At 63.3% G+C, this 23,498-nt stretch carries 23 protein-coding genes; 12 read left to right on the top strand and 11 right to left on the bottom strand.

Annotation, left to right across the window (positions count from 1 at the left end; translation table 11 throughout):
* Positions 1 to 53: 53 nt before the first annotated feature.
* Genes thiL through apaG form a run of 3 tightly spaced genes read right to left on the bottom strand, consistent with a single transcriptional unit; the run spans position 54 to position 3,542 of the window.
* Positions 54 to 1,037, bottom strand: coding sequence for a thiamine-phosphate kinase (gene thiL, locus N4T19_RS13645; protein ID WP_260718280.1), 984 nt, complete (start codon positions 1,035 to 1,037; stop codon positions 54 to 56).
* A gap of 1 nt (position 1,038) precedes the next feature.
* The gene (locus tag N4T19_RS13640; protein ID WP_182343786.1) at positions 1,039 to 3,132 is read right to left on the bottom strand and encodes a site-specific recombinase; all 2,094 of its coding nucleotides are present in this window, start codon (positions 3,130 to 3,132) and stop codon (positions 1,039 to 1,041) included.
* Positions 3,132 to 3,542 carry a Co2+/Mg2+ efflux protein ApaG gene (gene apaG / locus N4T19_RS13635; protein ID WP_021025695.1) on the bottom strand — a complete coding sequence of 137 codons (411 nt, stop codon included), beginning with the start codon at positions 3,540 to 3,542 and terminating at the stop codon, positions 3,132 to 3,134. The genes N4T19_RS13640 and apaG overlap by 1 nt, the downstream gene beginning before the upstream one ends.
* Before the next feature lie 50 nt (positions 3,543 to 3,592).
* Here apaG and rpe point away from each other — a divergent pair, with 50 nt between their 5' ends.
* Complete coding sequence (rpe, locus tag N4T19_RS13630) at positions 3,593 to 4,273, top strand: ribulose-phosphate 3-epimerase (RefSeq protein ID WP_260718279.1); 681 nt, start codon at positions 3,593 to 3,595, stop codon at positions 4,271 to 4,273.
* An 86-nt stretch (positions 4,274 to 4,359) separates the two neighbouring features.
* Here rpe and N4T19_RS13625 read toward each other — a convergent pair whose 3' ends face one another.
* The 6 genes from N4T19_RS13625 to N4T19_RS13600 all read right to left on the bottom strand — a co-directional run bounded on the left by N4T19_RS13625 (position 4,360) and on the right by N4T19_RS13600 (position 11,588).
* Entirely contained in the window at positions 4,360 to 4,782 is a 423-nt protein-coding gene (locus N4T19_RS13625) for a type IV pilin protein (protein ID WP_313900064.1), read from the bottom strand.
* Positions 4,783 to 4,794: 12 nt separating this feature from the next.
* Positions 4,795 to 8,406 carry a pilus assembly protein gene (locus tag N4T19_RS13620; protein ID WP_260718278.1) on the bottom strand — a complete coding sequence of 1,204 codons (3,612 nt, stop codon included), beginning with the start codon at positions 8,404 to 8,406 and terminating at the stop codon, positions 4,795 to 4,797.
* Between the two features lie 98 nt (positions 8,407 to 8,504).
* Positions 8,505 to 9,302, bottom strand: a complete 798-nt coding sequence (locus N4T19_RS13615; RefSeq protein WP_182343780.1) for a pilus assembly PilX family protein — start codon at positions 9,300 to 9,302, stop codon at positions 8,505 to 8,507.
* Positions 9,303 to 9,323: 21 nt separating this feature from the next.
* Positions 9,324 to 10,292, bottom strand: a complete 969-nt coding sequence (locus tag N4T19_RS13610; protein ID WP_182343778.1) for a PilW family protein — start codon at positions 10,290 to 10,292, stop codon at positions 9,324 to 9,326.
* 1 nt (position 10,293) lies between these two features.
* A complete protein-coding gene (pilV, locus tag N4T19_RS13605; protein WP_182343776.1) occupies positions 10,294 to 10,896 on the bottom strand; it encodes a type IV pilus modification protein PilV in 603 nt (200 codons plus the stop codon).
* A 95-nt stretch (positions 10,897 to 10,991) separates the two neighbouring features.
* Complete coding sequence (locus N4T19_RS13600; RefSeq protein ID WP_269780252.1) at positions 10,992 to 11,588, bottom strand: GspH/FimT family pseudopilin; 597 nt, start codon at positions 11,586 to 11,588, stop codon at positions 10,992 to 10,994.
* A gap of 148 nt (positions 11,589 to 11,736) precedes the next feature.
* On the opposite strand from N4T19_RS13600, the gene gph reads away from it, so the two are divergent.
* From gph to trpC, 8 genes are all read left to right on the top strand, one after another.
* A complete protein-coding gene (gene gph, locus N4T19_RS13595; protein WP_260718277.1) occupies positions 11,737 to 12,447 on the top strand; it encodes a phosphoglycolate phosphatase in 711 nt (236 codons plus the stop codon).
* 40 nt (positions 12,448 to 12,487) lie between these two features.
* Positions 12,488 to 12,898, top strand: a complete 411-nt coding sequence (gene speD, locus N4T19_RS13590) for an adenosylmethionine decarboxylase (protein WP_260718276.1) — start codon at positions 12,488 to 12,490, stop codon at positions 12,896 to 12,898.
* A gap of 292 nt (positions 12,899 to 13,190) precedes the next feature.
* Positions 13,191 to 14,690, top strand: coding sequence for an anthranilate synthase component I (gene trpE / locus N4T19_RS13585; RefSeq protein WP_116926289.1), 1,500 nt, complete (start codon positions 13,191 to 13,193; stop codon positions 14,688 to 14,690).
* Entirely contained in the window at positions 14,687 to 15,016 is a 330-nt protein-coding gene (locus N4T19_RS13580) for a chorismate mutase (RefSeq protein WP_116926290.1), read from the top strand. The genes trpE and N4T19_RS13580 overlap by 4 nt, the downstream gene beginning before the upstream one ends.
* Positions 15,017 to 15,018: 2 nt before the next feature.
* On the top strand, positions 15,019 to 15,591 hold the full coding sequence (locus tag N4T19_RS13575) for an anthranilate synthase component II (protein ID WP_116926291.1): 573 nt from the start codon (positions 15,019 to 15,021) through the stop codon (positions 15,589 to 15,591).
* Positions 15,591 to 16,250, top strand: a complete 660-nt coding sequence (locus N4T19_RS13570) for a LysE family translocator (RefSeq protein WP_260718275.1) — start codon at positions 15,591 to 15,593, stop codon at positions 16,248 to 16,250. The genes N4T19_RS13575 and N4T19_RS13570 overlap by 1 nt, the downstream gene beginning before the upstream one ends.
* 28 nt (positions 16,251 to 16,278) lie before the next feature.
* Positions 16,279 to 17,310, top strand: coding sequence for an anthranilate phosphoribosyltransferase (gene trpD / locus N4T19_RS13565; RefSeq protein WP_116926293.1), 1,032 nt, complete (start codon positions 16,279 to 16,281; stop codon positions 17,308 to 17,310).
* Between the two features lie 26 nt (positions 17,311 to 17,336).
* Positions 17,337 to 18,137: an indole-3-glycerol phosphate synthase TrpC gene (trpC, locus tag N4T19_RS13560; RefSeq protein WP_260718274.1), complete on the top strand. Its 801-nt coding sequence runs from the start codon at positions 17,337 to 17,339 to the stop codon at positions 18,135 to 18,137.
* Between the two features lie 33 nt (positions 18,138 to 18,170).
* Here trpC and N4T19_RS13555 read toward each other — a convergent pair whose 3' ends face one another.
* On the bottom strand, positions 18,171 to 18,572 hold the full coding sequence (locus N4T19_RS13555) for a DUF5329 domain-containing protein (protein WP_260718273.1): 402 nt from the start codon (positions 18,570 to 18,572) through the stop codon (positions 18,171 to 18,173).
* Positions 18,573 to 18,746: 174 nt separating this feature from the next.
* Between N4T19_RS13555 and N4T19_RS13550 the strand changes: the two genes are divergently transcribed.
* Positions 18,747 to 20,528 (top strand): enterochelin esterase domain-containing protein, encoded by a 1,782-nt coding sequence (locus N4T19_RS13550; protein ID WP_260718272.1) that lies wholly within the window; start codon positions 18,747 to 18,749, stop codon positions 20,526 to 20,528.
* Between the two features lie 35 nt (positions 20,529 to 20,563).
* The gene (locus N4T19_RS13545) at positions 20,564 to 21,256 is read left to right on the top strand and encodes a uracil-DNA glycosylase (protein WP_116926394.1); all 693 of its coding nucleotides are present in this window, start codon (positions 20,564 to 20,566) and stop codon (positions 21,254 to 21,256) included.
* Positions 21,257 to 21,265: 9 nt separating this feature from the next.
* On the opposite strand, the gene N4T19_RS13540 is transcribed toward N4T19_RS13545, so the two are convergent.
* Entirely contained in the window at positions 21,266 to 22,195 is a 930-nt protein-coding gene (locus N4T19_RS13540) for a LysR family transcriptional regulator (RefSeq protein ID WP_260718271.1), read from the bottom strand.
* Positions 22,196 to 22,462: 267 nt separating this feature from the next.
* On the opposite strand from N4T19_RS13540, the gene N4T19_RS13535 reads away from it, so the two are divergent.
* The gene (locus N4T19_RS13535) at positions 22,463 to 23,452 is read left to right on the top strand and encodes a Bug family tripartite tricarboxylate transporter substrate binding protein (RefSeq protein WP_165841204.1); all 990 of its coding nucleotides are present in this window, start codon (positions 22,463 to 22,465) and stop codon (positions 23,450 to 23,452) included.
* Positions 23,453 to 23,498 lie beyond the last annotated feature (46 nt).

The following is a 23,498-nucleotide window of genomic DNA, read 5'->3' as shown; positions in this document are numbered from 1 at the left end:
AAGCCTGCGGCAAGTTGCTGTGCAGCGCCAAACGGCGCCAGCCCACCAAGCCGTCAGGCCTTGAAGTGGTCAAACGAGGCCCAGCGCTGCGCGATGGGCTGGCCCTGCGCATCGCGCACGCGCAGGCCCGGTGTAGCGGTGATGCGGCCAATGCGCTGCACCGGCGTCTGCGCGGCCAGGCTGGCCTGCTGCACGGCATCGCGCCGGTCTGCGGCGGCGGTAAAGCACAGCTCGTAGTCGTCGCCGCCCGCCAGGCAGCATTGCAGTTGCAGATCGATGGGCAGGTTGAGCGCAGCGCCCGGGGCACCTGCGGTCGCTGCCATGCACGCCAGTACCTGGTCCGCCTGCAGCTCGGCACCCACGCCACTGGCTTGCAGGATATGGCCCAGGTCGCCGGCCAGGCCATCGCTCAGATCGAGCGCACTGCTGGCAATGCCGCGCAGCGCCATGCCCAGGGCGACACGCGGGCTGGGGCTTTCGAGCCGCTGGCGGGCAGCGGCCAGCGTAGCGGCGGGAAGCTGCACCTGGCCAAGCAAGGCCTCGAGCGCCAAGCGGGCATCGCCCAGCTGGCCGCTGACATAGATGTCATCGCCGGGCTGGGCGCCGCTGCGCAGCAGCGCCTGGCCGGCCGGCACCTCGCCCAACACGGTGATGCAGATATTGAGTGGGCCCTGGGTGGTGTCACCGCCCACCAGCTCGCAGCCATGCGCATCGGCCAAGGCGAACATGCCCTCCGAGAAGCCTTGCAGCCAGGGCGCATCGACCGATGGCAGGGCCAGCGCCAGGGTAAAGGCCAGCGGCTGGGCGCCCGTGGCGGCCAGGTCGCTGAGGTTGACGGCCAGCGCCTTGTGGCCCAGCGTGCGCGGGTCCACATCGGCAAAGAAGTGGCGGCCCTGCAGCAGCATATCGCTGGAGATGGCCAGCTGCATGCCGGGCTTGGGCGCGAGCAGGGCGCAGTCGTCTCCGACGCCAAGCACGGTCCGCTGCACCGGCCGATGGAAGTACTGCGCAATCAGTTCGAACTCACCCTGTGCCATATCAGCGGCCTCCCGGGCTAGCGTTGCGGTTCAGGCGCAGCGGTAGCAAAAAGCTCAGTGGCCGCGTCAGCACCCGCTTGATGAGCGCCTTGTAGATGTGCGAGCGCTCGACATTGCTGACGTTTTGCGCGCGCAGGGCCAGGCGGAACGCCAGGTAGAAGCTCACCAGAATGTTGAAGCCGCCCAGCAAGGGCAGGGCCGCCACGCAGAGCCAGAAGCCGTGGAAATGCAGCACCTCCAAGCCCATGCTGGTGGCAGCTGCGGCGATCTGGCCGGCAGCGAGGGTCACGTGGCGGATATCGATGGGCAGGCCAAAGAACTGTGCCACTACGGGGATCAAGCCCAGCATGAAACCCAGCGAAATATTCGAGGCAAAGCCGGAGATATGGCGGCGCATGAAGCCCGCCCAGCGCGCAGCCCGCGCCTTGCCCAAAAAGCCGGTGATGCGCGGGTTGTAGCGGATGGCCGAATCCATATGGTGCAGCACAAACCAGTTTTCGGTCCAGCCGGCGATGATGCTCGAGGAGAACAGCAGCACCCCGGTGAACGCGGCATAGAACACCGAGGGGCCCAGCAGGGTCAATGACTTCAGCGTCTGCTCGGCCTCGTGCTGGTCGATAAAGGGCGCGCCAGTGGCTCGCGCCCAGCCCCAGGTGAGCAGCAGCACCATCGGGAAGACGGTGAACACATTGCCCAGCACGGCGGCCACCTGGGAGCGCACCAGGTAGCTGACCTCGTCGACAAAGGAGGCCATGCCCGCCTCGGTATCGCCCGATTCCTTGAGCTTGGCGGCCATCGCCGGGGCCGTCATCGCTGGTTGCTTGGTGGCGACGGTGAAATGCAGCAGCTGGATCAGCACAAAGCTGATCGCGTAGTTGATGCCGGCAATGAAGCCGCCCCAGAACGCGGAGATGGCCACCGCATGCAGTGCGAACTTGATCAAGGTGGTGAAGGCCATCACCAGGCCGCCACCGGCCGCCTTGCGCGCCATCTGCGCGTACTCGCGCTTGTCGCGCGTGATGTAGTGCTCACCGGTCTCGGCGCTGCGCTCGGCCACCTTGGAGGCCAACAGCGACGAGTTGGACGAGATCAGCGCGCGGATGCTCTGGCGCTCCAGGCCCACGGCCACCAGGTGGGCCAGCAGCTTGGCGGTGATGACCTTGGGGTTGGCCGACAGCAGGCAGTCGAGCAGCTCGCGCACGCGCAAGATGCGCATGCGCAGCTGGCGCAGCCGGAAGACGACCCCGACCGAGACGCCATTGTCTTCAAAGTGTTCGTAGATCGAGGCCACGGCGGTGCGGCATTCGTCCAGGCTGCGGCGTACATTCTCTTCGGCCTCCAGCACTTCGGCGGCCTTGGGGCTGGGGTGCAGCATCGCGCGGCGCAGCTCTTCGACGCCGCTGATCAGGCTGTAGAAAGGCTGGGTGTTTTTGGCGCTGCCGCTCATGCGCAGGCGCAGCTCAGGCGCAAAGCCGGCCGCCAGAATCTGGCCGGCGCAATAGGTGATCGCGTTGAGCACCAGATGCTGCCAGGGCGAGAGGCGGTTGCCGTAGTGCTCCAGCCCGGCAATGCTGCCGGCACCCACATCGCTTTGCGCAATCTGCGTGGGGACGACCATCACCTCCAGTGACACAAAGCCGGGCGACAGCAGCTGGGCAATGCGCTCGAGCAAGGGCTTGTCCATGGCCTTGAGCCACTGGGCATCAAAAGGCGTGTGCAAGACCATCGAAAACAGCACGGTGGCGTCGATCGTCTCGGGCGTAGAGGGCAGCAGCTTCCAGCGCAGGCGCTCGGCCATCTCGTTGAAGAAGGCGGTGCGGGGCGCAAAGCCAAAATCGGCCAGCAGCGCGGTGAGGTCCACCGTCTGCAGTTGCACGGCCCACCAGCGCTGCACTTTGTCCCGCAGCGCGGCATCGCCCTCAATGGCGTCCAGCAGTTGGCTGACGCGGGCCACGGCCGCGTCGACCGAGTTTTGCTGGCCGCGAATCCAGGCGGCGATCTCGATGATCCAGAGGTTGCGCTCGGCCAGCGGTGCATCGGGGTCGAGCGCTGCGAGCAACTGCGCCAGCGGATCAGGTTTCTTCTTGCGGAACATCAATGCAGCACTCGTCCTTGCGCCAGGTCGTCGTCTTGGGCGGGGTACTGGGTGGCGTCGAGCGTGAAGCGCGGAATCGGGCAGTCAAAGGTCTGGGCCTCATCGCTGATGCACAGGTAGCTGCCTTCCATACTGCCTTGCGGCGTGGCCAGGCGGCACTGGCTCTGGTACTCGAAGGATTCGCCGGGCGCGAGCAGCGGCTGGTGGCCCACCACGCCCAGGCCTTTGACTTCCTGGACCAGACCGGTGGCGTCCTTGATGATCCAGTGCCGTGCGATCAGCTGCGCGGGAACCTCACCACTGTTGCGAATGATGATGCTATAGACAAAGTGGAATACGCCGGCCTCGGGCAGGGACTGCTCGGGCAGGTACTGTGGTGTCACCGACACCTCAAACTGGAACTTTGGCATGTGAAACTGGATTGAAGTCAGGTAGAAATACTAACTGCGACAATAGAGGGATGAGCTCCACCTACCGAATTGCCCCCTCAATCCTGTCCGCAGACTTTGGCCGCCTGGGCGAGGAAGTGCGCAACGTACTGGCCGCCGGCGCGGACTGGATACATTTTGACGTCATGGACAACCATTATGTGCCCAATCTGACCTTTGGGCCGATGGTTTGCGCAGCCTTGAAGCCCCATGCGATCAAGCCCGACGGTACGCCGGCACCCATCGATGTGCACCTGATGGTGCAGCCGGTGGACGAGCTGGCCGCCGCCTTTGCCCAGGCAGGCGCCGACTATATCAGCTTCCACCCCGATGCTTCGGCCCATGTACACCGCAGCATCCAGGCCATCAAGGCGCAGGGCTGCAAGGCCGGTCTGGTGTTCAATCCGGCGATGCCGCTCGACGTGCTGGACTGGGTGATCGAGGACATCGACCTGGTCTTGCTGATGAGCGTCAACCCCGGTTTTGGCGGCCAAAGCTTCATCGACTCGACCCTGCGCAAGATCGAAGCGACGCGCAAGCGCATTGACGCCAGCGGCAAGGACATCCGCCTGGAGGTCGACGGCGGCATCAAGGAAACCAATATCCGCCGCGTGGCGGATGCGGGTGCGGACACCTTTGTGGCGGGTAGCGCAATTTTTGGCAAGCCTGATTACAAGGGGGTGATTGAGCAGATGCGGGGGGCGTTGGGGTGATGGTTTTGCCCTGAGGATGGGCGGTAAAAAAAGGCTCCGGCAATGGGTTGCAGGAGCCTTTTTGCATTGGTTGACGGATGCTCGATTTATTTGCTCCAGCAGCTACTGTCGTAGCCGGAGGCACCTTCCGTTTTTCCGTTGGCTCCCTGCAGACCAGTATTGGTCAGCGTGTAGTTGCCACACTTGTCATGTTCCTGGGCATTTTGGGCCGTGGCTGTCAGCGTAAAGGTTGCGCCATCGGAGTCCAGGCTGATCGCATAGCGGCCGGAGGCCATGGAGGTCATGCTACTAGGAAGACTCGTTGGGTAGGTACCGTTGGCAGTAGCCGCACGCTCCATCCACTGCGCCGCCTGCAGCAGGGTGGCACGCGCGTCGGCGCGGTGACCACGACGGATGTACTCGTTATAACTGGGCAGCGCGATCGCCGTCAGGATGCCCACCACGGCGACCACGATCATCAACTCGATCAGTGTGAAGCCGCGTAGCTTCGTCACGGTTCTTGGATTCATTGCTGTTCCTTCTTACTGCAGCTGGCGCCAGCTGGGGCGCAAAGTTTGTTCAGGCATGCGCAGCAGTGCCTCCATATTGTTGATGCAGCGGTCACCGGTACAGGTACTGATATCGAGCATCTGCGTCTCCGATGCGGCGACCTGCGAGTGCGAGCCCTTGTCCACCTGCGCACGGGACGCATTGCCGTTGTCCGAGGCACTGAACGAGGTATTGCTGCCCAAGTTGATCAGCTGGATGCTGGGCTTTTTGCCGTCCATGATATTGAGCATGGTGCGGTACTGGCGTTCGGTATCCACCGACGTGGAGTCGCAGCTTTCGCGGGTGACATCCACATCCAGGCCTTTGGCCGGCACCTGGGTGTAGGCAACCAGGATATTGGTGTTGTCATACAGCTCCAGGTTCTTGAGCGCGCGCTCGCCCACCGCTGGCAGGTCCATGTACCAACCGTTGTAGGTCGTACCCCAGGTGGTCTTGTCGAGCGTGTCCACTTCGTCCACCCGGCCGCCTACGCCTCCAGCAATCGTCAGCTCGGCGATTTCCCGCTTGGCCAGGCCAGCAGTAGCCACCCCCGTTCCCAAAGCGGCAGGTGCAGGGACAGTCAAACATTCTGCAGGTGCAGACGATGTACAAGCCTTGCCGGGGTGTACTTCCAACCATTGGCTGGAACCTTCGGTTTTTCGGACACGGTAGCGTGTATTGTCCAGCACGGAATAAATGCTTTGCACCAGAACATCACTGGGGTCGGTTCGGCTCACATTACGGCCGGTACCAAATGCCACCATCATGCCGCCCACGGGTACAGATTTCTTGGTGCCGTCTGTTTGCGTCACTTCCTTGACCCGATCGTTCGCGCGAGCGGTCGGTGCAACAGTGATCGGCTGCACATTGCTGCGCGATGAGGAGCTGAGGGCCGAAGGACCGCGTGCGGTGAACAGCGGCGTACTGCTAAAGGCCACATTCCACTCGCTGGCGACGTCACTGGTGAGGTCAAATTTCCAGAGGTTGCCCTGGTTGTCGCCGGCGTAGGCGATGTCTACCCGTCCATCGCCATTTAGGTCTATCAGGCGCGGAGCGGACAGGCCATTGTCAATGGCATAGCCGGTGCCAGCCGCCTGGCTGGTGACTGGCAGGCGTACCAGTTCCTGGCCCTTGTCCAGGTACTGAATCAGCAGAACGGGGCGTTGGTTGGTGCTGTTGTAGCCATTGCCCATCACCACGGCCCAGCGGCCATTGTTCATCCGCGTGATCTGTGTGGTACGCAGAAAGTCAGTTTCGTCCATCACCGGCTTGGCAGTTATGTGACCGATGTCGTTGTTCTCGCTAGCGGTAGCAATACAGGCGGTGCGCTGAGTGCCCGTCAGCGCGGTGCAATCCAAAGCGTCTGCTACGCCGCGAGTCCGGTCCAGGCGCACCAGGGTGTTGGCATTGGCTGCCGCAAAGCTGGGTGCGCTAGAGGTGCTGCCAGCCGCCGGGTTGGTGACATCCAGCACAAAGTAGCCTTTGCCGCCAGCGCCCATGGTGCCCACCAACAAGGTTCGCCAGTCGGCAATATAGGCTTCGGTGCCAGGAGTGGTTTCCTTGACGCCGCCAAGCTCCACATCGCCCGTCATGGGGGAGCCATCGACATAGTACTGGTGGGTATAGCCGGAGCCAGCTAGGTTCTTAATCGTTGACAAGGCGCCATTGGGGACGTAGGCCAGTTTTTCAGAGCCATCGGTGGCTGAGAAACCATGCAACATGCCATCATTGCCGCCGACATAGACCATAGGAACGCGATTCTTCTGGGCTTGCACAAAGCTGCTGTAGCCTTGGAGTGCGTAGGTACCGGACGGCGCGCCGGTGTACCAGACGCCGGAGTTGATAATGTCACCTTGGCGGCTCTTGCGCTCGCGGAAGGGCTTTGCGGTGGTGTAGCCGGTGGTGTCCGAGCCTTCCAGCGTGCGATCGCCTCGGATGAAGTTCACAATGCTCTCGCCACTGGTGGAAATAGGGGTGGCACTGGCTAGGCCAATCTTGGCCTTCTGCGCGGTGCTCAGGTAAGTCTGGTCGCTGGCCCACTTGAACTGCACACCACCTTTGTCGCCTGAGGTCGTGCCGGTTTTGGTCACCCACTGGTCACTCCAACCAAGGACCAGTCGATCAGTCACACCGGTGCGGGCATCCAGCAAGTCGGCGGTGGTTTTGTTCTCCCATGCTGGCGTGCTGGTGCCGCTCTTGTTCACGGTTCTGGCTGCGACATAGCCTTTCCAGTTGGAGTCGGGTTGGTAGCCCGCAGTGAAGGTGGCCACATCGTAGCGCGCCGCGTTCGATCCGCTGCTGACCGAGGAGGTCAGGTCGGCATCTGTCTGGGTGTTGATCTGGCCAAAGATCTCGCGGAAGGCCTTCTCCAGATCCTCGCCTTTTTCTACTGCATAGAAGCGGCCCCGCCCATTGATGGCTGAGTGCCACAGGTCCAATGCACGAACATCTTCACCACCACCATTCATGTCGGGCCAGGTCTTGGTGCCATTGACCAGCGCGGGAAAGCTGCCGTCATAGCCAAAAGGCACCATGCTGGATGAAGCGCTGATGTTGTACTTTGCGTCGCTGTAGTTCTGCTTCCATGTGTAGGACAGCGCACTGAAACCGATGGTGTAGGTCACCATATGCGGCCAGGTGGCCGGGTTGTAGCGGGGGTTCCAATAACGGTCCAAGGTGGCGGTGGTGCTGCCATTGGTGAACGTCTCGGTGGCCGGCGCTTTGCGGTAGTCAGCCGTGGGCTGCATCGTGCCAGTCCAGCCGGTGGTGTGCGGTGGCACGGCCCAGCTATAGAAGGCCCAGTCCGCCAGCGTATTGTCAAATGCATCGCGGTACAGTGCACTCTTGGCGCGGGCGGCTGCCGTGGTGCCACCGTAGACGGTACCATCTGGTAAGGTTAGGTTCGTGGCGTTGTCCGTTTGGCTGGGTTTGGAGGCTCCACTGTTCCAGCGGCCATCCGTCATGATGATGTGGTAGCTGCGGCGGCAGCCCAGATAAGGCGATCCTGTCGTTCCAGGGACCGACGCCCAGGGGCTGTTCGTCGAGAGCGGGCGTCGCATGTAGGCATCAGCCTGCGAGAACATCTTGTGTGAGGGTGTGCCGTTCACGGCGCTGAGGCCGTTGACAAAACTGATCAAGTTGTTGCGGTGGCTGGTATTGAGGACCCGCATCGAGTTGGTGTTCATCGAGGTGCTGTCGACGCTGCCTGCACCTGAGGCATTGCCGTTGTTCCACATGGCCTGCCAAGACATGCGCACCTTGCCGTCAGGCAGCAGGGACGTATCGCGAAGCACGCCGCCGCTGCCACCATTTCCGATAAGGGCGTACTTAAGCACATTGATACGCCGGGCTGACGATGGCCAAGAACCATCGGCATTTGGCACCTGGGTGTTGCTCGCGCCGCTTTGGTTTTCGCGGTCCAGGCGGTATTGCATACTCCCTGAGTCATCGATCGAGATGATGATGTTGGGGGCCACATAGGGCTCTTTGGTGCCCGGCGGTCCACTGGCCAGGTCCAGTGCCCAGCTGCCCTGCGGTAGCAAAGCCGCGCAGGCCGCCAAGGCCAGCAGATGTTTGCGGAAATGGGGGGTGTTGTTATGAGCCACAGCGCCTCCTGTCAATACTGCGAATAATGGGTTTTAGCCAGTCCCGGCACTAGGCCTGCATGTGGCTGGTAAAGCGTGAAAGATCCAGCGCCACAGACTCAGTCCTTGAGCCGCTGCCGGGCATAGGTCTGCTGTAAAACGACCTGGGTATTGGGCTTGCGGCCATGTGCAAGGCTGGTGATGCGATAAACCACATTCGGAATCATATTCAGCGCCAAAAAGTTATTGGCCACCATGCTGTTGCCGGCACTGTCTTCGGCCACGATCAGGTTCGAGTTCTTGCTGCTTTCGTCATAGGGCAGCACCTCAATCCAGTACCAGCCGCCGCGGTTGGCAGCACTGCGGTCTGCAAGAATGGGGTTGGCCGGGTTGCTGGCATTGCCCAGCTTCGCTCCGGTGTACTGGCCATAACGCGCACCGACGGGAGCACCGCCGGTGGGGGTGCTGGTCATCTGCGCCAAGGTGACGCCGCGATCGGCATCGCTGTTGTTCCAGAAATCCTGGTTGCCCTGGCGCTTGGTGCACAGGCCGTTGCGGCACTTGTAGGTTTGGCTGTCCAGCGTTGCCAGCAGCTTGCCGACGGAGGGCGCTTCCAGCGGAATCTGGTCTGCGGTGCTCTGACGGCAGACATCGCCAGTGCCGCTGCACACCGATCCGTCAGCATTCTCGTTGCGGATGTCCAGCTCGGCATCCTGCAGCAGCGCTTGTCCGGCCTCGAAGGCACGCTGGTAATCTGCATCATTGCTGACCAACATCTCCCCAAACAAAGAGGTACGAGCCGACCACAGGGCCAGCAGCATCGACAGCATGACAAAGATGATGACGACGAACAGCGCTACGCCGCGTTGCTGGCTGAGTGGTGGGCGTTGGTCGCGAATGAAGAATCTGCCTTGCATGGTTAGGGCTCTTGGTTCGGGTTACAGCACATTGCCGATCAGCCCCTGGCTGCGCAATTGGTAGACGCTGCGAAACACCATGTGCAGGCGTTGGGCGCGATCTGCGCCGATGGCGCTGCCGCTCATATCGGTGGCGTCGGCACTGGCGTAGTCAACCTCGGTGGTGCCGTCGCAGTCGGTATAGCTGGACGTGGAGGGCAGGTTCATGCGCTCGGTGCCATAAAGCACGATGCAGACTTCCACACCGGTGACTTGTCCCCAGTTGGTACCGACTCCAGCTGCATTGACGTACTGGATTTTTGGCGCGCCGCTGGCGATGTCGGTCATACGCAGATAGCGGATTCTGAAGTTGGCGACGTTGCCAATCACCGGCTGGGATAAACCTGACGTTCCCGTGCAGACCAGGTTGTTGGTGTTGAGTGCGAATGCGCTGGAAATACGCATAAAGCTGTTGTTGTCCGCCGTGTCCAGGTCCTGGGGGCCACCTTGGCAATCCCGGGACAGCGACTGCGTCGCGAGGGATGTGTCGCTGAGTGGGTACACCGGTTCCTTGTAGCGTCGGTAACCGACGGTGAGCGTGGTGTCTGTGCCGTTGATGGTGTCAGTGGCGGGGGAAAAATTCCGGTCCGGTTCTGATGAGATGGCCTTGGTCTCGAAAGCCACCGGTAGCGCATACCGGTCAATGTCGGTGCTAGCATTCTTGGTGGCATTGAGGTTGAGGTAAAGCGAGCCCGACTGCCTCAGTTGTTGTCCAATGACGCGAAAGGCATATCCAGCTTGTTGCTGCAACTGGCTGGCATCGCTGACGGTCCCTGAAGTGCTGCGCGAAACCATCAGCGCGCCGCCTGCGACGGCGACAACCATCAAACCGATGGCGACGCCGACCATCAGCTCAACCAGAGTGATGCCGCTTTGGTGCCTTGGTTGGAGGGAGTGGCCCAGATTCGCTGCAGGCACGCTGTTCAAGCCCTTTGTAATTTTGGTACGCATATCAAATCCCTGGGCAGAAAAAACGGGCAGTGCTGGTGCCCTTGTAGGGGGCGCAGCGGGCACTGACGGGGATGTACTGCAGGTGGCAGGTGTAGCCTTCGCCGCAGCTCACGGCCGCGCCGCTGTCCGCAGCGGCATTGATGGCGGAGCGGTAGTCGCTGTCGGCCCCTTTTCTCTCGTTTTCTCGCCACCGGATCATCACGCCTAACTGACGACGGTTGGCAGCGACGTCTTCTCCTGCGGACGTGAAGAGATTGGCATCGCCCAGTGGCAATGCTCTGCTGACAAATGCTTTCCACTGAGAAACATCGTAGACGGCGAGTTCCGCCCCCGTGCAAACAACGGTGCTGCAAATTTTGCTGGGGCTGGGTGTATCGTCCCAATCGCTGAGATAGCTGCTCATATTGGCCATCGCATTGGGATTGACCTTCATGCGCTCACTCAGGTCTTCGATGAGCCTGATCGCCTGCTCTCGGCGCACGCTGGTTTGCGTGTCACTGAGGGTTCGCAGTTGCACGCCCACGATGCCCAAGATGCCGAGGGCGGCGACCACCAGGGCGATCAGTGACTCCAGCAAGCTGATGCCGCGCTGGCTGCGCTGCATTGCAGAGATTCTCGTCAATCTGCGCATAGGACTTCTTTCTGTATCTGGGCTTGTCATGGGAGACCGTGGGCTGCGTATCGATGGGCATTGCATAGTCAAGGACAATCTGCGGCGCCTGAGTTCAGACGTTTGATCAAGCCACCGGGCTGGATACAAAGCGCGGAGGCTGCGGAGTCGCTGCTACTCGATCCTTGCGGCCAAGCCCGAAAGACGAAGGTCTGTGCAGTGTTATTGCTGAAATGTCCCCAGCGGTCGACACTGATCATGGCGTTCATGGTGGTGCCCGCACTGCTGATCTCCACTTCGGTGCGTTTCGGCGCACTGGTTTGCTGCAGTGTGATTTCTGAAGTGCCGCTCTGGGCGCCATCGCGGTTGGTATCGACAAACACCAACCAGCCGCAGCCCCATTGCGCGTCGCTTCCAGCATTGGTGCAGCCATCGCCATCGGCCTTTTTGACAATGACCACATTGCCCGCGCGCCGGATGGCCTCTGAACGGGCGTAGTACAGGGTGGACTGCAGATCTTCTACTGCGCTGCGGACACGCCAGCGTTCGGTTAAGCCCTTGAAGCTGGGCAGAGCCAGCGAAGCGAGAATCGCCACAATGGCGATCACCACCAAAAGCTCGATGGCGGTAAAGCCGGATGTCCGACGCAGCAGTGACCATTGCCCATGTTTCATGAAATGAATCATAGGTAATACTTTGCTAATAAGCGGACACGGGCGACGAGCGGAAGGGCAGAGGCGATGAGCGGCATTGGCCGCAGATGCATGGCCACCGGGAACTGAGGCACTGGATGATCTGCGGCACAATCACCGGCTGGGCCCGAAAGAATCTCTAATGACTGAAGTGAACAAAACCCTGCAGCGCTGCGAAGCCGTCATCGTCGACCTCGACGGCACCATGGTCGACACCATGGGGGACTTTGTGGAGGCGCTCAACCGCATGCTGGCCGATCTGCAGCTGCCGGCGATTGGTGTGCAGACCATTGAGCCCATGGTGGGCAAGGGCTCGGAGCACTTGCTGCGGGCGGTGCTGACCCATGTGCTGGCCCAGGTGCACCCACTGGTCGGCCAGCCGGTGCCGGCCACCGAGATCGACAACCGCTATGCGCAGGCCTGGGAGCGCTACCAGCACCACTACCTGGCCATCAATGGCCGCTTCTCCCGGGTGTATGACGGTGTGGAGAAGGGGCTGGCGCAATGGCGCGCCAAGGGGTTGAAGATGGCCTGCCTGACCAACAAACCGCTGGCCTTTGCCGAGCCGCTGCTGCGCGCCAAGGGCCTGCGCGACTATTTTGACCATGTGTTTGGCGGCGATTCCTTTGAGCGCAAGAAGCCCGATCCGCTGCCGCTGCTCAAGACCTGCGAGGCGCTGGGCAGCAAGCCGGCACTGACCTTGATGGTGGGTGACAGCAGCAACGACGCCGAGGCGGCGCACAACGCGGGCTGCCCGGTGGTGCTGGTGAGCTACGGCTACAACCATGGCCAGCCGATCCGCCAGGTGGCGGCGACCGGCTATGTCGATGCGCTCAGCGAGCTGCAGGCCTGAGGCGCCGCGCCGCCCAGACCGGTACTGAGAAGAGCAAGACGTGGACGGACTGCATTTGACCGCCGACCTGTACGACTGCCAGTGCCCTGCGGCCTGGCTGGTCGATGCGCAGGCGCTCGCTGCGCTGTGCAACCAGGCAGTGGCCGATGCGGGGCTGACGCGCATGCATGACAGCTGGGTGCCGTTCCCCAGCCACAACGGCCAGCCCGGTGGCGTCACTGGCGTGGTGCTGCTGGCCGAGTCGCATGTGGCGATCCATACCTGGCCGGAGCTGGGCCATGCCACGCTCGATGTCTATGTCTGCAATTTCTCGGGCGATAACTCGGCCAAGGCCCAGCAGGTCGTCGATCGCTTGGTGGGCGCGTTGCAGCCTAAGCGCTGCCAGCACCAGCGGCTGCAGCGGGGCAGTCTGCAGGCCAGCGGGGGGGCAGTTGCGGGCTTGCCGCGCTGAAATCCTCCGTTTTCTGGTTAATCCCCTGTTTTCTGGTTTTTACACCGTCATTTGTGGATTCGTTTGCTACACTAGGCGCCATGTTCATCCATCACGCAGTCATTACAGGTCGTTCCGACCGGGGAGCTTGGCCCTGGCGTAAGCCTGTATCTATGACTGTTTGACTGCCGCTGGGTAACACGCCCCAGCGTGCGCCCGAGGGCTGGTTGCAAGACCAGTCCACCAAAGATGAACTGCAGCGCACGATACGCACACATCCAGCGTGCGCTGCTCAAGCTGGGGATGGTTCTTCGTGATCACCGAACTCGAATTCAAAAGTCTGGCCAACCAAGGCTACAACCGCATTCCTCTCGTCGCAGAAGCGTTTGCGGATCTGGAAACCCCTCTCTCCCTGTACCTCAAGCTCTGCCACACGCATGACGATGGCAAGCACAGCTTTTTGCTCGAATCCGTCGTTGGCGGCGAGCGTTTTGGCCGTTACAGCTTTATCGGCCTGCCCGCCCGCAGCCTGCTGCGCGCCAGCGGCTTTGGCGCCGATGCCCGCACCGAGATCGTGACCGATGGCCAGGTGGTCGAGACCCATGCGGGCAATCCGCTGGATTTCATTGCCGACTACCAAAAGCGCTTCAAGGTCGCGCTGTCGCCCGGCCTGCCGCGCTTTTGCGGCGGCTTGGCCGGCTATTTCGGCTATGACGCGGTGCGCTACATCGAGAAAAAGCTCGAGAACAGCTGCCCGCCCGACAGCCTGGGCACGCCCGACATCCTGCTGCTGCAGTGCGAAGAAGTCGCCGTCATCGACAACCTCTCGGGCAAGCTCTACCTGATCGTCTACGCCAACCCGGCCGAGGCCGAGGCCTATTCCAAGGCCAAGAAGCGCGTGCGCCAGCTCAAGGAGCAGCTGCGCTACTCGGTCAGCGTGCCGCAGATCAAGGCTGGCGACAGCTACCCGTCCGAGCGCAGCTTTGCGAAAGCCGATTACCTCAAGGCTGTGCTGGAGGCCAAGGAGATGATTGCCGCGGGCGACTTCATGCAGGTGCAGGTGGGCCAGCGCATCCAGAAGCGCTATACCGAAAACCCGCTGTCGCTGTACCGCGCGCTGCGCTCGCTCAACCCCAGCCCCTATATGTACTACTACCACTTTGGCGATTTCCAGGTGGTGGGGGCCAGCCCCGAGATTCTGGTGCGCCAGGAGCAGGTCGAAGAAGGGCAGAAGATCACCATCCGCCCGCTGGCCGGCACCCGGCCGCGCGCGGCCACGCCAGAGAAAGACAAGGCCACCGAGCAGGAGCTGGTGAACGACCCCAAGGAACGCGCCGAGCATGTGATGCTGATCGACCTGGCGCGCAACGATATCGGCCGCATTGCCAAGACCGGCTCGGTCAAGGTGACCGAGGCCTTTGCGGTCGAACGCTACAGCCATGTGATGCACATCGTCAGCAATGTCGAGGGCATTTTGAAAGACGGCATGACCAGCATGGATGTGCTCAAGGCCACCTTCCCAGCTGGCACCCTGTCGGGCGCGCCCAAGGTGCATGCGATGGAGGTGATCGACCAGCTCGAACCGGTCAAGCGCGGCATCTATGGCGGCGCCTGCGGTTACCTGAGCTTTGCTGGCGACATGGACCTGGCCATTGCGATCCGCACCGGGGTCATCAAGGACGGCATGCTCTATGTGCAGGCAGCGGCCGGCGTGGTCGCCGACTCGGTGCCCGAGCTGGAGTGGAAAGAGACTGAACACAAGGCACGCGCACTGTTGCGTGCCGCTGAACTCGTTGAGGAAGGACTGGAATGACCCGCGCTATCGACAAAGTAGAAGACTGCAACACCATGGCCGATGTGCGCCGCAACGTGAATGCGCTCGACGACATCCTGGTGCCTTTGCTGGTGGAGCGCGGCGGCTACATGACCCAGGCCGCCAAGGTCAAGAACAACCCCGAGCTGGTGCGCGATGAAGAGCGCATCGAAACCATCGTTGCCCGCGTGCGTGAACGCGCAGCACTCGAAGGCGGCCAGCCCGATGTGATCGAGGCCATCTACCGCGCGATGATGGAGGCCTACATCGCCTACGAGCACCGCGAACTCGCCCGCCTGCAGGCGGGCGGCAAACCCCGGGAGTGACGATGAAAAAACTGTTGATGGTCGATAACTACGACAGCTTCACCTACAACATCGTGCAGTACTTCGGTGAGCTGGGGGTCGAGGTCGTCGTGGTGCGCAATGACGAGACCTCGCTCGAGGCCATCGCCGCCCACCAGCCCGATTGGCTGGTCATCTCGCCCGGGCCCTGCTCGCCGGCCGAAGCCGGTATCTCCATCGAGGCGATCCAGCACTTTGCCGGCAAGCTGCCGATTTTGGGCGTGTGCCTGGGCCACCAGGCCATTGGCGCGGCCTTTGGTGGCAAGGTGGTGCGGGCCGTGCAGCAAATGCATGGCAAGACCAGCGTGATCACGACCACGCAAGCCGGTGTGTTTGCCGATCTGCCTGCGCAGTTCACCGTCAACCGTTACCACTCGCTGGTGATCGAGCGCAGCAGCTGCCCCGATTGCCTGGAGGTGACTGCCACCAGTGAAGACGGCGAAATCCAGGGCGTGCGCCACAAGAGCCTGCCGATCCAGGGCGTGCAGTTCCACCCCGAGAGCATCCTCACTGAGCATGGCCACGCGATGCTGAAGAACTTTCTGGAGCAGCGCTGATGATCGAGCTGCACCAGTTGCTGATGTTCATGGCAGCTGGCTGGCTGCTCAACCTCACCCCAGGGCCGGACGTGTTCTACATGCTCAGCCATGCGGCGCGCCAGGGCTGGCGTGCCGGCCTGGTGGCCAGCGCCGGCATCACCGCCGGCTGCATGGTGCATGTGGCGGCCGCTGCGCTGGGCGTTGGTGCTTTGCTGTCGGCATCAGCCACCGCTTTTGGCGTGCTCAAGTGGCTGGGCGCGGCCTATCTGCTGTGGATGGGCGTGCAGATGCTGCGCAGCAAAAGCAATAGCAAGCTGGTGGCACCTGCCGGTACGGAGCCGGGCTTGTCTGAGCCCGATACCAGCCTGGCGCGCATCTTCTGGGGCGGCTTCTGGACCAATGTGCTCAACCCCAAGGTCGCAATCTTCTTTCTGGCCTTTATTCCACAGTTCATCGCCGTTGACTATGCCCACAAGAGTCTGGCCTTTGCCGCGCTGGGCCTGCTTTTCAACCTCAACGCCATACCTGTCAATGTGCTTTGGGTGGGGATGGGCGCTGGCATGGCGCGGCGCGCGGGCTGGCTGCGCCAGCGGCTGCACTGGCTCGACCGCGCGGCGGGCGCCATGTTCATTGGCTTTGGCCTCAAGCTGGCGCTGAGCGACAAGCCCGGCGCCTGACCTTCCCCCAAATACAGCGAGAACCTCCATGTCGATTACCCCCCAAGAAGCGCTGCAGCGCACCATCGAGCACCGCGAAATCTTCCACGACGAGATGCTGCACCTGATGCGCATCATCATGCAGGGCGAACTCTCCCCGGTGATGACCGCCGCCATCCTGACGGGCCTGCGCGTCAAGAAGGAAACCATTGGCGAGATCAGCGCCGCCGCCCAGGTGATGCGCGAGTTCTCCAACAAGGTGCATGTCGCTGATCGCCAGCACCTGGTCGACATCGTCGGCACCGGTGGCGATGGCGCCAATACCTTCAACATCTCGACCTGCTCGGTGTTTGTGATTGCCGCGGCTGGCGGCAAGGTCAGCAAGCATGGCGGGCGCAGTGTCTCCAGCAAATCGGGCAGTGCCGATGCGATGGAAGCGCTGGGCGTCAATATCCAGCTGAGCCCCGAGCAGATCGCCCAGAGCATTGCCGAGGTGGGCATCGGCTTCATGTTTGCGCCCAACCACCACCCGGCGATGAAGAACGTGGCCCCGGTGCGCAAGGAGCTGGGCGTGCGCACCATCTTCAATATCCTGGGCCCCTTGACCAACCCGGCCGGCGCACCCAATATCCTGATGGGCGTCTTCCATGAGGACCTCGTCGGTATCCAGGTGCGTGCGCTGCAGCGCCTGGGCGCCGAGCATGCGCTGGTGGTCTATGGCCGCGATGGCCTCGACGAAATCAGCCTGGGTGCCAGCACGCTGGTGGGCGAGCTCAAGGACGGCGTGGTGCGCGAGTACCAGATCCATCCGGAAGACTTTGGTATCCAGATGGTGGGTACCCGCGCCTTCCGCGTGGACAATGCCGAGCAGTCCAAGGCCATGCTGATGGGTATTTTGCAAGGCGAGCTGGGCCCCGCCCGCGATATCGTCTGCCTCAATGCCGGCGCGGCGCTCTATGCGGCCAATGTGGCCAGTTCGATCGAAGATGGCCTGCAGCGCGCCCGCGCCGCCATCGACAGCGGTGCGGCCCTGCAAAAACTGCAGGACTTGGTGGCGCTGACGCGCCAACTGGCCGCCTGAGCGGGCCGCCCTACACTAGGAAAACTATGTCCGATATTCTCAAAACCATCTGCGACGCCAAGCTTATCGAAGTGGCCGACGCCAAGAAGCGCATCCCCTTCGAGGCCATGCGCCGCGACGCCGAAAGCCGTGTGCTGACCCGTGACTTTGTCGGCGCGCTGCGCGCCAAGATTGCGCAAGGCCAGGCCGCCGTGATCGCCGAGGTGAAAAAGGCCAGCCCCAGCAAGGGCGTGATCCGTGCCGACTTTGACCCCGCCGACATTGCCCAGAGCTATATGGTGGGCGATGGCAAGACCTGTGCCGCCTGCCTGTCGGTGCTGACGGACCGCCAGTTCTTCCAGGGTGAGCCTGATTTTCTCAAGCAGGCGCGCGCCAGCACCTTGCTGCCGGTGCTGCGCAAGGATTTCATGGTCGATCCCTACCAGATCTATGAATCGCGCGCGATGGGCGCCGACTGCGTGCTGCTGATCGCCGCCTGCCTGGACGACGCCCAGATGGCCGAGATGGAGCAGATCGCGCGCAGCCTGGACATGGCCGTGCTGGTCGAGGTGCATGACGGCGCCGAGCTGGCGCGTGCGCTCAAGCTCAAGACGCCGCTGATCGGTATCAACAACCGCAACCTGCGCACGTTTGAAGTCAGCATCCAGACCACCCTGGATCTGCAAAAGCAGGTGCCTGCCGACCGCCTGCTGGTGACCGAGTCGGGCATTGCCAGCCCGGACGATGTCAAGACCCTGCGCGATGCCGGCATCCACGCTTTCCTGGTGGGCGAGGCCTTTATGCGCGCCGATGAGCCGGGCGACGCACTGGCCAAGCTGTTCGCCTAAAGCAGCCCACCCACCAGTAGCGGTGCAAGGCCGCTACCGGGCTGCGCGTGTTTTGGCCAGCTGGGCCTCAAACCAGCGCTGGCTGTGCGTTTCAGGCTGGCCGGGGCAACGCACCAGATAGGGCTTGCCCGACATGCTGCTTTGGCTGGCCGCACGCGCAATAAAGTCCTCGGCCGTGGGCGCCAATGCTCTTTTTTGCAGGTAGCTGTACTTGCGCTGCAAATGCGCGCTGGCCTCGCTGGCGCTGTACCACTGGTCATTGCGGGCAAATTCACAGCCCGACTGCTGCAGCGCTTTGAACAGCGATTGAATCTCCCGCTCGGTGGTGGTGGTGGTGGTGTTTGCGCTGCTGCCGGTCTGCGCGCCAGCTGCCAGGCTGAGCAACAAACAGGCAGCGGCCAGGGCCTGGGCCCATGGGTTTTGTCGGTGGGGCATAGCTTGTCGTGTAGTTCGGTGGGTCGGCCAGCGCTGGCGCTGTGCTAGTATCAATTGCGAATAATTCCCATTTCTAAATTTCAGGCAATGGGTTTTGTGCGTAGCTCCCCATTCCCACCCGGCTAGCGGCCCCTGCCCAGCAAGGGGCGCCAGCCTGTTTGCCATTGTTTGTCCATGAGTATCCATGATCGCCATGTCCCCCCAGCGCCCAGCGCCTTTGGTCCTCCACCGTCTCGTCTGCGCGGGCTCGCTGCCCATGCAGCGCTGGGGCTGATCGTGCTGGGCGGATGCACCAGCATGCCGGCGCCAGTTCCGCCTGCGCAGCCCCTGGCTGTCGGGCAAACGGTGCAAGGCCAGCTGGCCCCCGGCGCCCAGCAGCGCTGGCAGCTCGATGCCCGGCAGGTGCCCGCCGGCAGCGTGGTGCGTGCGGAGGTGGACGGCAGCGGTGTGCAGCTGGATCTGCAAGATGCGGCAGGCCGGCATCTGCGGCGCCTGCTGCGCAGCGATGGGGTGGGGGAGGGCGTCTCCTGGCAGGCCCAGGCGGGTGAGCAACTGGTGCTGCACTGGAATGCCCAGCCGGCCATCGCCTACGCCAGCGGCGGCGCAGGGGCAGGCCAGCTGCCGGCGCAGGCCACTGCAGGCCATTACCGCATAGAGATCCAGCGCGCCTGGCCCCCGCGCGCTGACCCGTCGGTGGCCTTGCCCAACAAGCCCTTGCAAAGCCCGCGTCTGCAGGCCTTGGCGGGCGATCTGGAGCGCGGTGGCACGAGCGATGCGTTCTGGCAGGAGATGGCCAAGAGCGGCACGCCCTTGGTGGAGCCCTGGAGCGAGAAGGAGCGGCTGGTCACCTTTTTGTGGCGTAGCGCGCAGCACAGCGTGCGCCTGTTTGGCAGCCCCTCGGGCAACCATGAATCGCTGCAGCGCCTGGGCAACTCGGATGTCTGGTGGAGCAGCTTTGTGATGCCCAGCGACGCCCGGCTGAGCTATGGCATGGCGCCCGATGTGCCCAACATCGAAGGCACGGCGATCGAGCAGCGCCGCAGCATTCTGGCCACCTTGCAGCGTGACCCCTTGAACCCGCGCAGCTGGGCTGCTTCGGATGGCGCAGCTGCTGCGGTGGATCGCTACCAGGGCCGCTCGGTGCTGGAGCTGCCCGATGCCCCAGCGCAGCCCTGGTCGCAGCCGGCAAGCACGCCGTTGCCCGGCGATCTGCAGCGCCACTGGCTGCATTCGGCAGCCTTGGGCAATGGCCGTGATGTCTGGATCTACCGCCCTGCTGGCTGGGCCCAGGCCACCCCGGAGCAGCGCGCCTTGCTGGTACTGTTCGATGCCCATGCCTATCTGCGCCAGGTGCCCACGCCGCAGATCACCGAGCGGCTGCAGGCGCAGGGCTTGATCCCACCGACGGGGGTGGTGCTGGTGGCCAATGCCAGCAGTGAGCTGCGCAATACCGAGCTGCCGCCCAATCCGGCATTTGCCGATTTCATGGGCTTGCAGCTGATGCCCTGGCTGGCTGAGCAGGGGCTGGACGTGCCAGCGGTTCGCACGGTGATTGCCGGCTCCAGCTATGGCGGTCTGGCGTCGAGCTATATGGCGCTGCGCCACCCGGAGCGCTTTGGCAATGTGCTGAGCCTGTCGGGCTCCTACTGGTGGGCGCCGCAGGCCGAAGCGCCCAATGCGATGGCGCGCTGGTGGGCGGCAGCGCCCCGCAAGGACGTCCGCTTTTACCTGGATGCGGGCCTCTACGAAAGCGCACGCGGCGGCCAAGCTGGCATTCTGGAGACCAGCCGCGAGCTGGGCGATGTGCTGCGGGCCCAGGGCTACCGCGTGACGCAGCGGGAGCACAGCACCGGCCACGACTACGTGCACTGGCAGGGCTCGATCGCCTGCGGTCTGGTGGCGCTGCTCAACCCAGCAGCACTGCCCGCGCAACAAGCCGTCTGCCAAGGGCGATAGTGCAGAGGCGCCCGCGCAGCGTGCACAATGCGGGCATGCAACTGACATCTGAAGCGCTCCATGACCACCAGGTGGCTGCCGGCTGGCAAGCCACGGTGGACCAATTCTTTGCAAGCCCCAAGGGCCAGCAGCTGTCGCAGTACCTGCAGCAGCGCCTGGACGACGGGGCGGTGGTCTTCCCGCCCGAGCCACTGCGCGCCTTGCGCCTGACCCCGCCCGAGAGCGTGCGCGTGGTGATCCTGGGGCAGGACCCCTACCACGGGCGCGGCCAGGCCGAGGGTCTGGCTTTTTCCGTGGCCCCCGGCGTGCGCCTGCCGCCATCGCTGCAGAACATCTTCAAGGAAATGCAGCGCGACCTGGGCGTGCCGTTCCCGCCTTTCCCCGATCCCGGTGGCAGCCTGGTCAAATGGGCCACCCATGGCGTGCTGCTGCTCAACACCTGTTTGACGGTGGAAGAGGGCCAGGCAGCCAGCCATAGTGGCAAGGGCTGGGAGCTGCTCACCGATGCGCTGATCCGCCAGGTGGCCGAGGGCGACAAGCCGGTGGTCTTCATGCTCTGGGGCAGCCATGCACAAAGCAAGCGCGTGCTGATTCCGCAGGACCGGGGCCATCTGGTGCTGACCAGCAACCACCCCTCGCCCTTGTCAGCGCTGCGCCCGCCGGTGCCGTTTATCGGCAATGGGCACTTCAGCCAGGCGCAGGCGTTTCGCAAGCAGCTGGGTCTGTAAGAACCTGTTTTAGCGCGGGCTCGGCACGGCCTGCAGCTCCTGCACCAGCAGCCCCAAAAAGGCCTGGGCAGCGGCGGGCAGCTGGCGGCCCGCCAAGGTTTGCACCTCGATATCGCGCAGGTCCAGGCCGGCATCGGTCAACGGGCGGGCGACCAGGCTGCCCGCTGCCAGCATATGGCGCACCCCCACTTCGCTGGAGACGGTGACGCCCCCGCCATGCAGCGCGAAATTGAGCAAGGTCTTGGCATGGTTGGTGGTCAGCACCGGGTCCAGCTGCAGGCCCTGGCGGCTGCAGGCCAGGTCGATCATCTGGCGGATCGCCGTCTCGGCCGGCGGCAAGGCGAGCGGATGCCGGGCCAGCTCGGCCAAGGTGAGCGATGCCTGGCGCGCCAGCACATGGCCGGGCGGCAACACGGCCAGCACCGGCGCGCTTTGGCGGTGCACCACGGCAATGTTCTTGAGCGGGGACATGCTGAAGCGCAGACCAATATCGGCCTCGCCGGCGAGCAGCTTGGCCGAGACCTGCAAGGTCGGCACCATGCTCACCTCAAAGCGCAGGCCCGGGTGGCGGCGCTGAAAGGCCACGCAAGCCTGGGGCAGCAGCTCATTGGCAAAGGCATCCGAGGTGGCGATGCGCACCAGACCGGCGCGCAGGCTGTCAAGCGCATGGATGGCATCGATGGCCTGCTCGGCATCGAGGCTGATGCGGCGCGCGAGCTCGGCCAGGATCTGACCGGCCGCCGTGGGCTGCATGCCGCGCGCATGGCGCTCGAACAGCGCCGTGCCCAGCTGGGCCTCCAGCCCGCTGATCTGGCGGCTGACGGCCGAGCTGGCCACATGCAGACGCAGCGATGCGGCGCTGACCGAGCCGCACTGCACCACCTCATGGAAGTAGCGAAGGGCAGTGTCTTGCAGATGCGTGGGTGGGCGGTGGGGCATGGTGGTATTGCGCAAAAGAATGGTCTAAGCATAAACCCATTGCCGTATAGGCAAACCTACCTTGCCAAATCGGTGGTGGTGTCTGTTGTCACAGGCTTTTAATATGCAATGCTTCACGCAGGCGCCTTTGCCCCAGCGCGCATGGCACACCCCCCATGGACGCATAAGAACCGGTTGTTCTGGCCCGCGCCACAAGCGCAGAGTGCTTCGCAGATGTTATGCAACTCGCTCACCACCATGCCAACTACCAATTCTCTTTTCTCTCGCATGCCTGGCCGCCGGCCGATGCTCGCCGGCCTGGTGGCTGGCGCGGCGCTGGCTGTGCTGTCCCCGTTTGCCGCAGCCCAAGGCGGCCCATGGCCTGAGCGCGCGATCCGCGTCATCGTGCCCTTTCCGCCCAGCGGCGCGACCGATCTGGTGGCCCGCGTGGTGGCGCAAAAGGTGTCGCAGGAGCTGGGCCAGTCGCTGGTGATCGACAACCGCCCCGGCGCGGGCGGCACCATCGGCACCGCCGAGGCCGCCAAGGCCAGCGCCGACGGCTACACCCTGCTGTTCACCACCAGCAGCACCCATGCGATCTCGCCGCATCTGATGCCCAAGCTGGCCTACCGCGCGGACAAGGACTTCACCCCGATTGCCCATGTGGCCGATGCCGCCAGCGTGCTGCTGGTGACCAACTCGCTGCCGGTCAAGACCGTGCAGGAGCTGATCAGCTATGCCAAGGCCAACCCCGGCAAGCTGAACTACGCCACCAGCGGCAATGGCACCATCGTGCACCTGAACACCGCTGCCTTTGCAGCCCAGGCGGGCATCACCCTGACCCATGTGCCCTACAAGGGCACGGCCCAGTCGATCAGCGATCTGGCCACCGGCCAGGTGCATCTGCTGTTTGACTCCATCCCCACCGGCATGCCCCATGTGGCCAGCGGCCGCCTGCGTGCGCTGGCGGTGACCAGCGCCGAGCGCACCCAGCTCGCGCCCCAGCTGCCCACGGTGGCCGAATCGGGCCTGCCCGGCTATTCGTCGGTGACCTGGTTTGGCGTCTATGCGCCGGCAGGCCTCAAGCCCGAGCTGACCGCCAAGATCAATGCCGCCTTCAACAAGGCCATGCAAAATCCCGAGGTGGTGGCCAGCCTGGCCAAGCTGGGCGCCGATGTGGCCAAGCCTGGTACGCCTGCGCAGTTTGCGGATCTGGTCAAGGCCGACAGCGCCCGCTGGGCCAAGGTGATCCAGGACAACCACATCACGCTCGAATAAGCCTTGCCACCTCAAGACCGGGGCGGCGGTTGCTGCCCCGGCTGCC

Source organism: Comamonas squillarum, from assembly GCF_025309455.1.
Classification (GTDB): Bacteria; Pseudomonadota; Gammaproteobacteria; order Burkholderiales; family Burkholderiaceae_C; genus Comamonas; species Comamonas squillarum.
Note: the sequence above shows the minus strand (reverse complement) of the source record. Positions and strands in the feature narration are given on the sequence as shown.

Excerpts from the sequence above, each read along its gene's own strand:
- N4T19_RS13615 (WP_182343780.1), bottom strand. The coding sequence starts at position 9,302 with ATGCAAGGCAGATTCTTCATTCGCGACCAACGCCCACCACTCAGCCAG.
- N4T19_RS13550 (WP_260718272.1), top strand. The coding sequence starts at position 18,747 with ATGAGTATCCATGATCGCCATGTCCCCCCAGCGCCCAGCGCCTTTGGT.
- N4T19_RS13640 (WP_182343786.1), bottom strand. The coding sequence starts at position 3,132 with ATGTTCCGCAAGAAGAAACCTGATCCGCTGGCGCAGTTGCTCGCAGCG.
- gph (WP_260718277.1), top strand. The coding sequence starts at position 11,737 with ATGACTGAAGTGAACAAAACCCTGCAGCGCTGCGAAGCCGTCATCGTC.
- N4T19_RS13625 (WP_313900064.1), bottom strand. The coding sequence starts at position 4,782 with ATGAATCCAAGAACCGTGACGAAGCTACGCGGCTTCACACTGATCGAG.
- N4T19_RS13535 (WP_165841204.1), top strand. The coding sequence starts at position 22,463 with ATGCCTGGCCGCCGGCCGATGCTCGCCGGCCTGGTGGCTGGCGCGGCG.
- rpe (WP_260718279.1), top strand. The coding sequence starts at position 3,593 with ATGAGCTCCACCTACCGAATTGCCCCCTCAATCCTGTCCGCAGACTTT.
- thiL (WP_260718280.1), bottom strand. The coding sequence starts at position 1,037 with ATGGCACAGGGTGAGTTCGAACTGATTGCGCAGTACTTCCATCGGCCG.
- N4T19_RS13575 (WP_116926291.1), top strand. The coding sequence starts at position 15,019 with ATGAAAAAACTGTTGATGGTCGATAACTACGACAGCTTCACCTACAAC.
- trpD (WP_116926293.1), top strand. The coding sequence starts at position 16,279 with ATGTCGATTACCCCCCAAGAAGCGCTGCAGCGCACCATCGAGCACCGC.
- N4T19_RS13600 (WP_269780252.1), bottom strand. The coding sequence starts at position 11,588 with ATGATTCATTTCATGAAACATGGGCAATGGTCACTGCTGCGTCGGACA.
- trpC (WP_260718274.1), top strand. The coding sequence starts at position 17,337 with ATGTCCGATATTCTCAAAACCATCTGCGACGCCAAGCTTATCGAAGTG.
- apaG (WP_021025695.1), bottom strand. The coding sequence starts at position 3,542 with ATGCCAAAGTTCCAGTTTGAGGTGTCGGTGACACCACAGTACCTGCCC.
- N4T19_RS13580 (WP_116926290.1), top strand. The coding sequence starts at position 14,687 with ATGACCCGCGCTATCGACAAAGTAGAAGACTGCAACACCATGGCCGAT.
- N4T19_RS13570 (WP_260718275.1), top strand. The coding sequence starts at position 15,591 with ATGATCGAGCTGCACCAGTTGCTGATGTTCATGGCAGCTGGCTGGCTG.
- N4T19_RS13610 (WP_182343778.1), bottom strand. The coding sequence starts at position 10,292 with ATGCGTACCAAAATTACAAAGGGCTTGAACAGCGTGCCTGCAGCGAAT.
- N4T19_RS13555 (WP_260718273.1), bottom strand. The coding sequence starts at position 18,572 with ATGCCCCACCGACAAAACCCATGGGCCCAGGCCCTGGCCGCTGCCTGT.
- N4T19_RS13545 (WP_116926394.1), top strand. The coding sequence starts at position 20,564 with ATGCAACTGACATCTGAAGCGCTCCATGACCACCAGGTGGCTGCCGGC.
- N4T19_RS13540 (WP_260718271.1), bottom strand. The coding sequence starts at position 22,195 with ATGCCCCACCGCCCACCCACGCATCTGCAAGACACTGCCCTTCGCTAC.
- pilV (WP_182343776.1), bottom strand. The coding sequence starts at position 10,896 with ATGCAGCGCAGCCAGCGCGGCATCAGCTTGCTGGAGTCACTGATCGCC.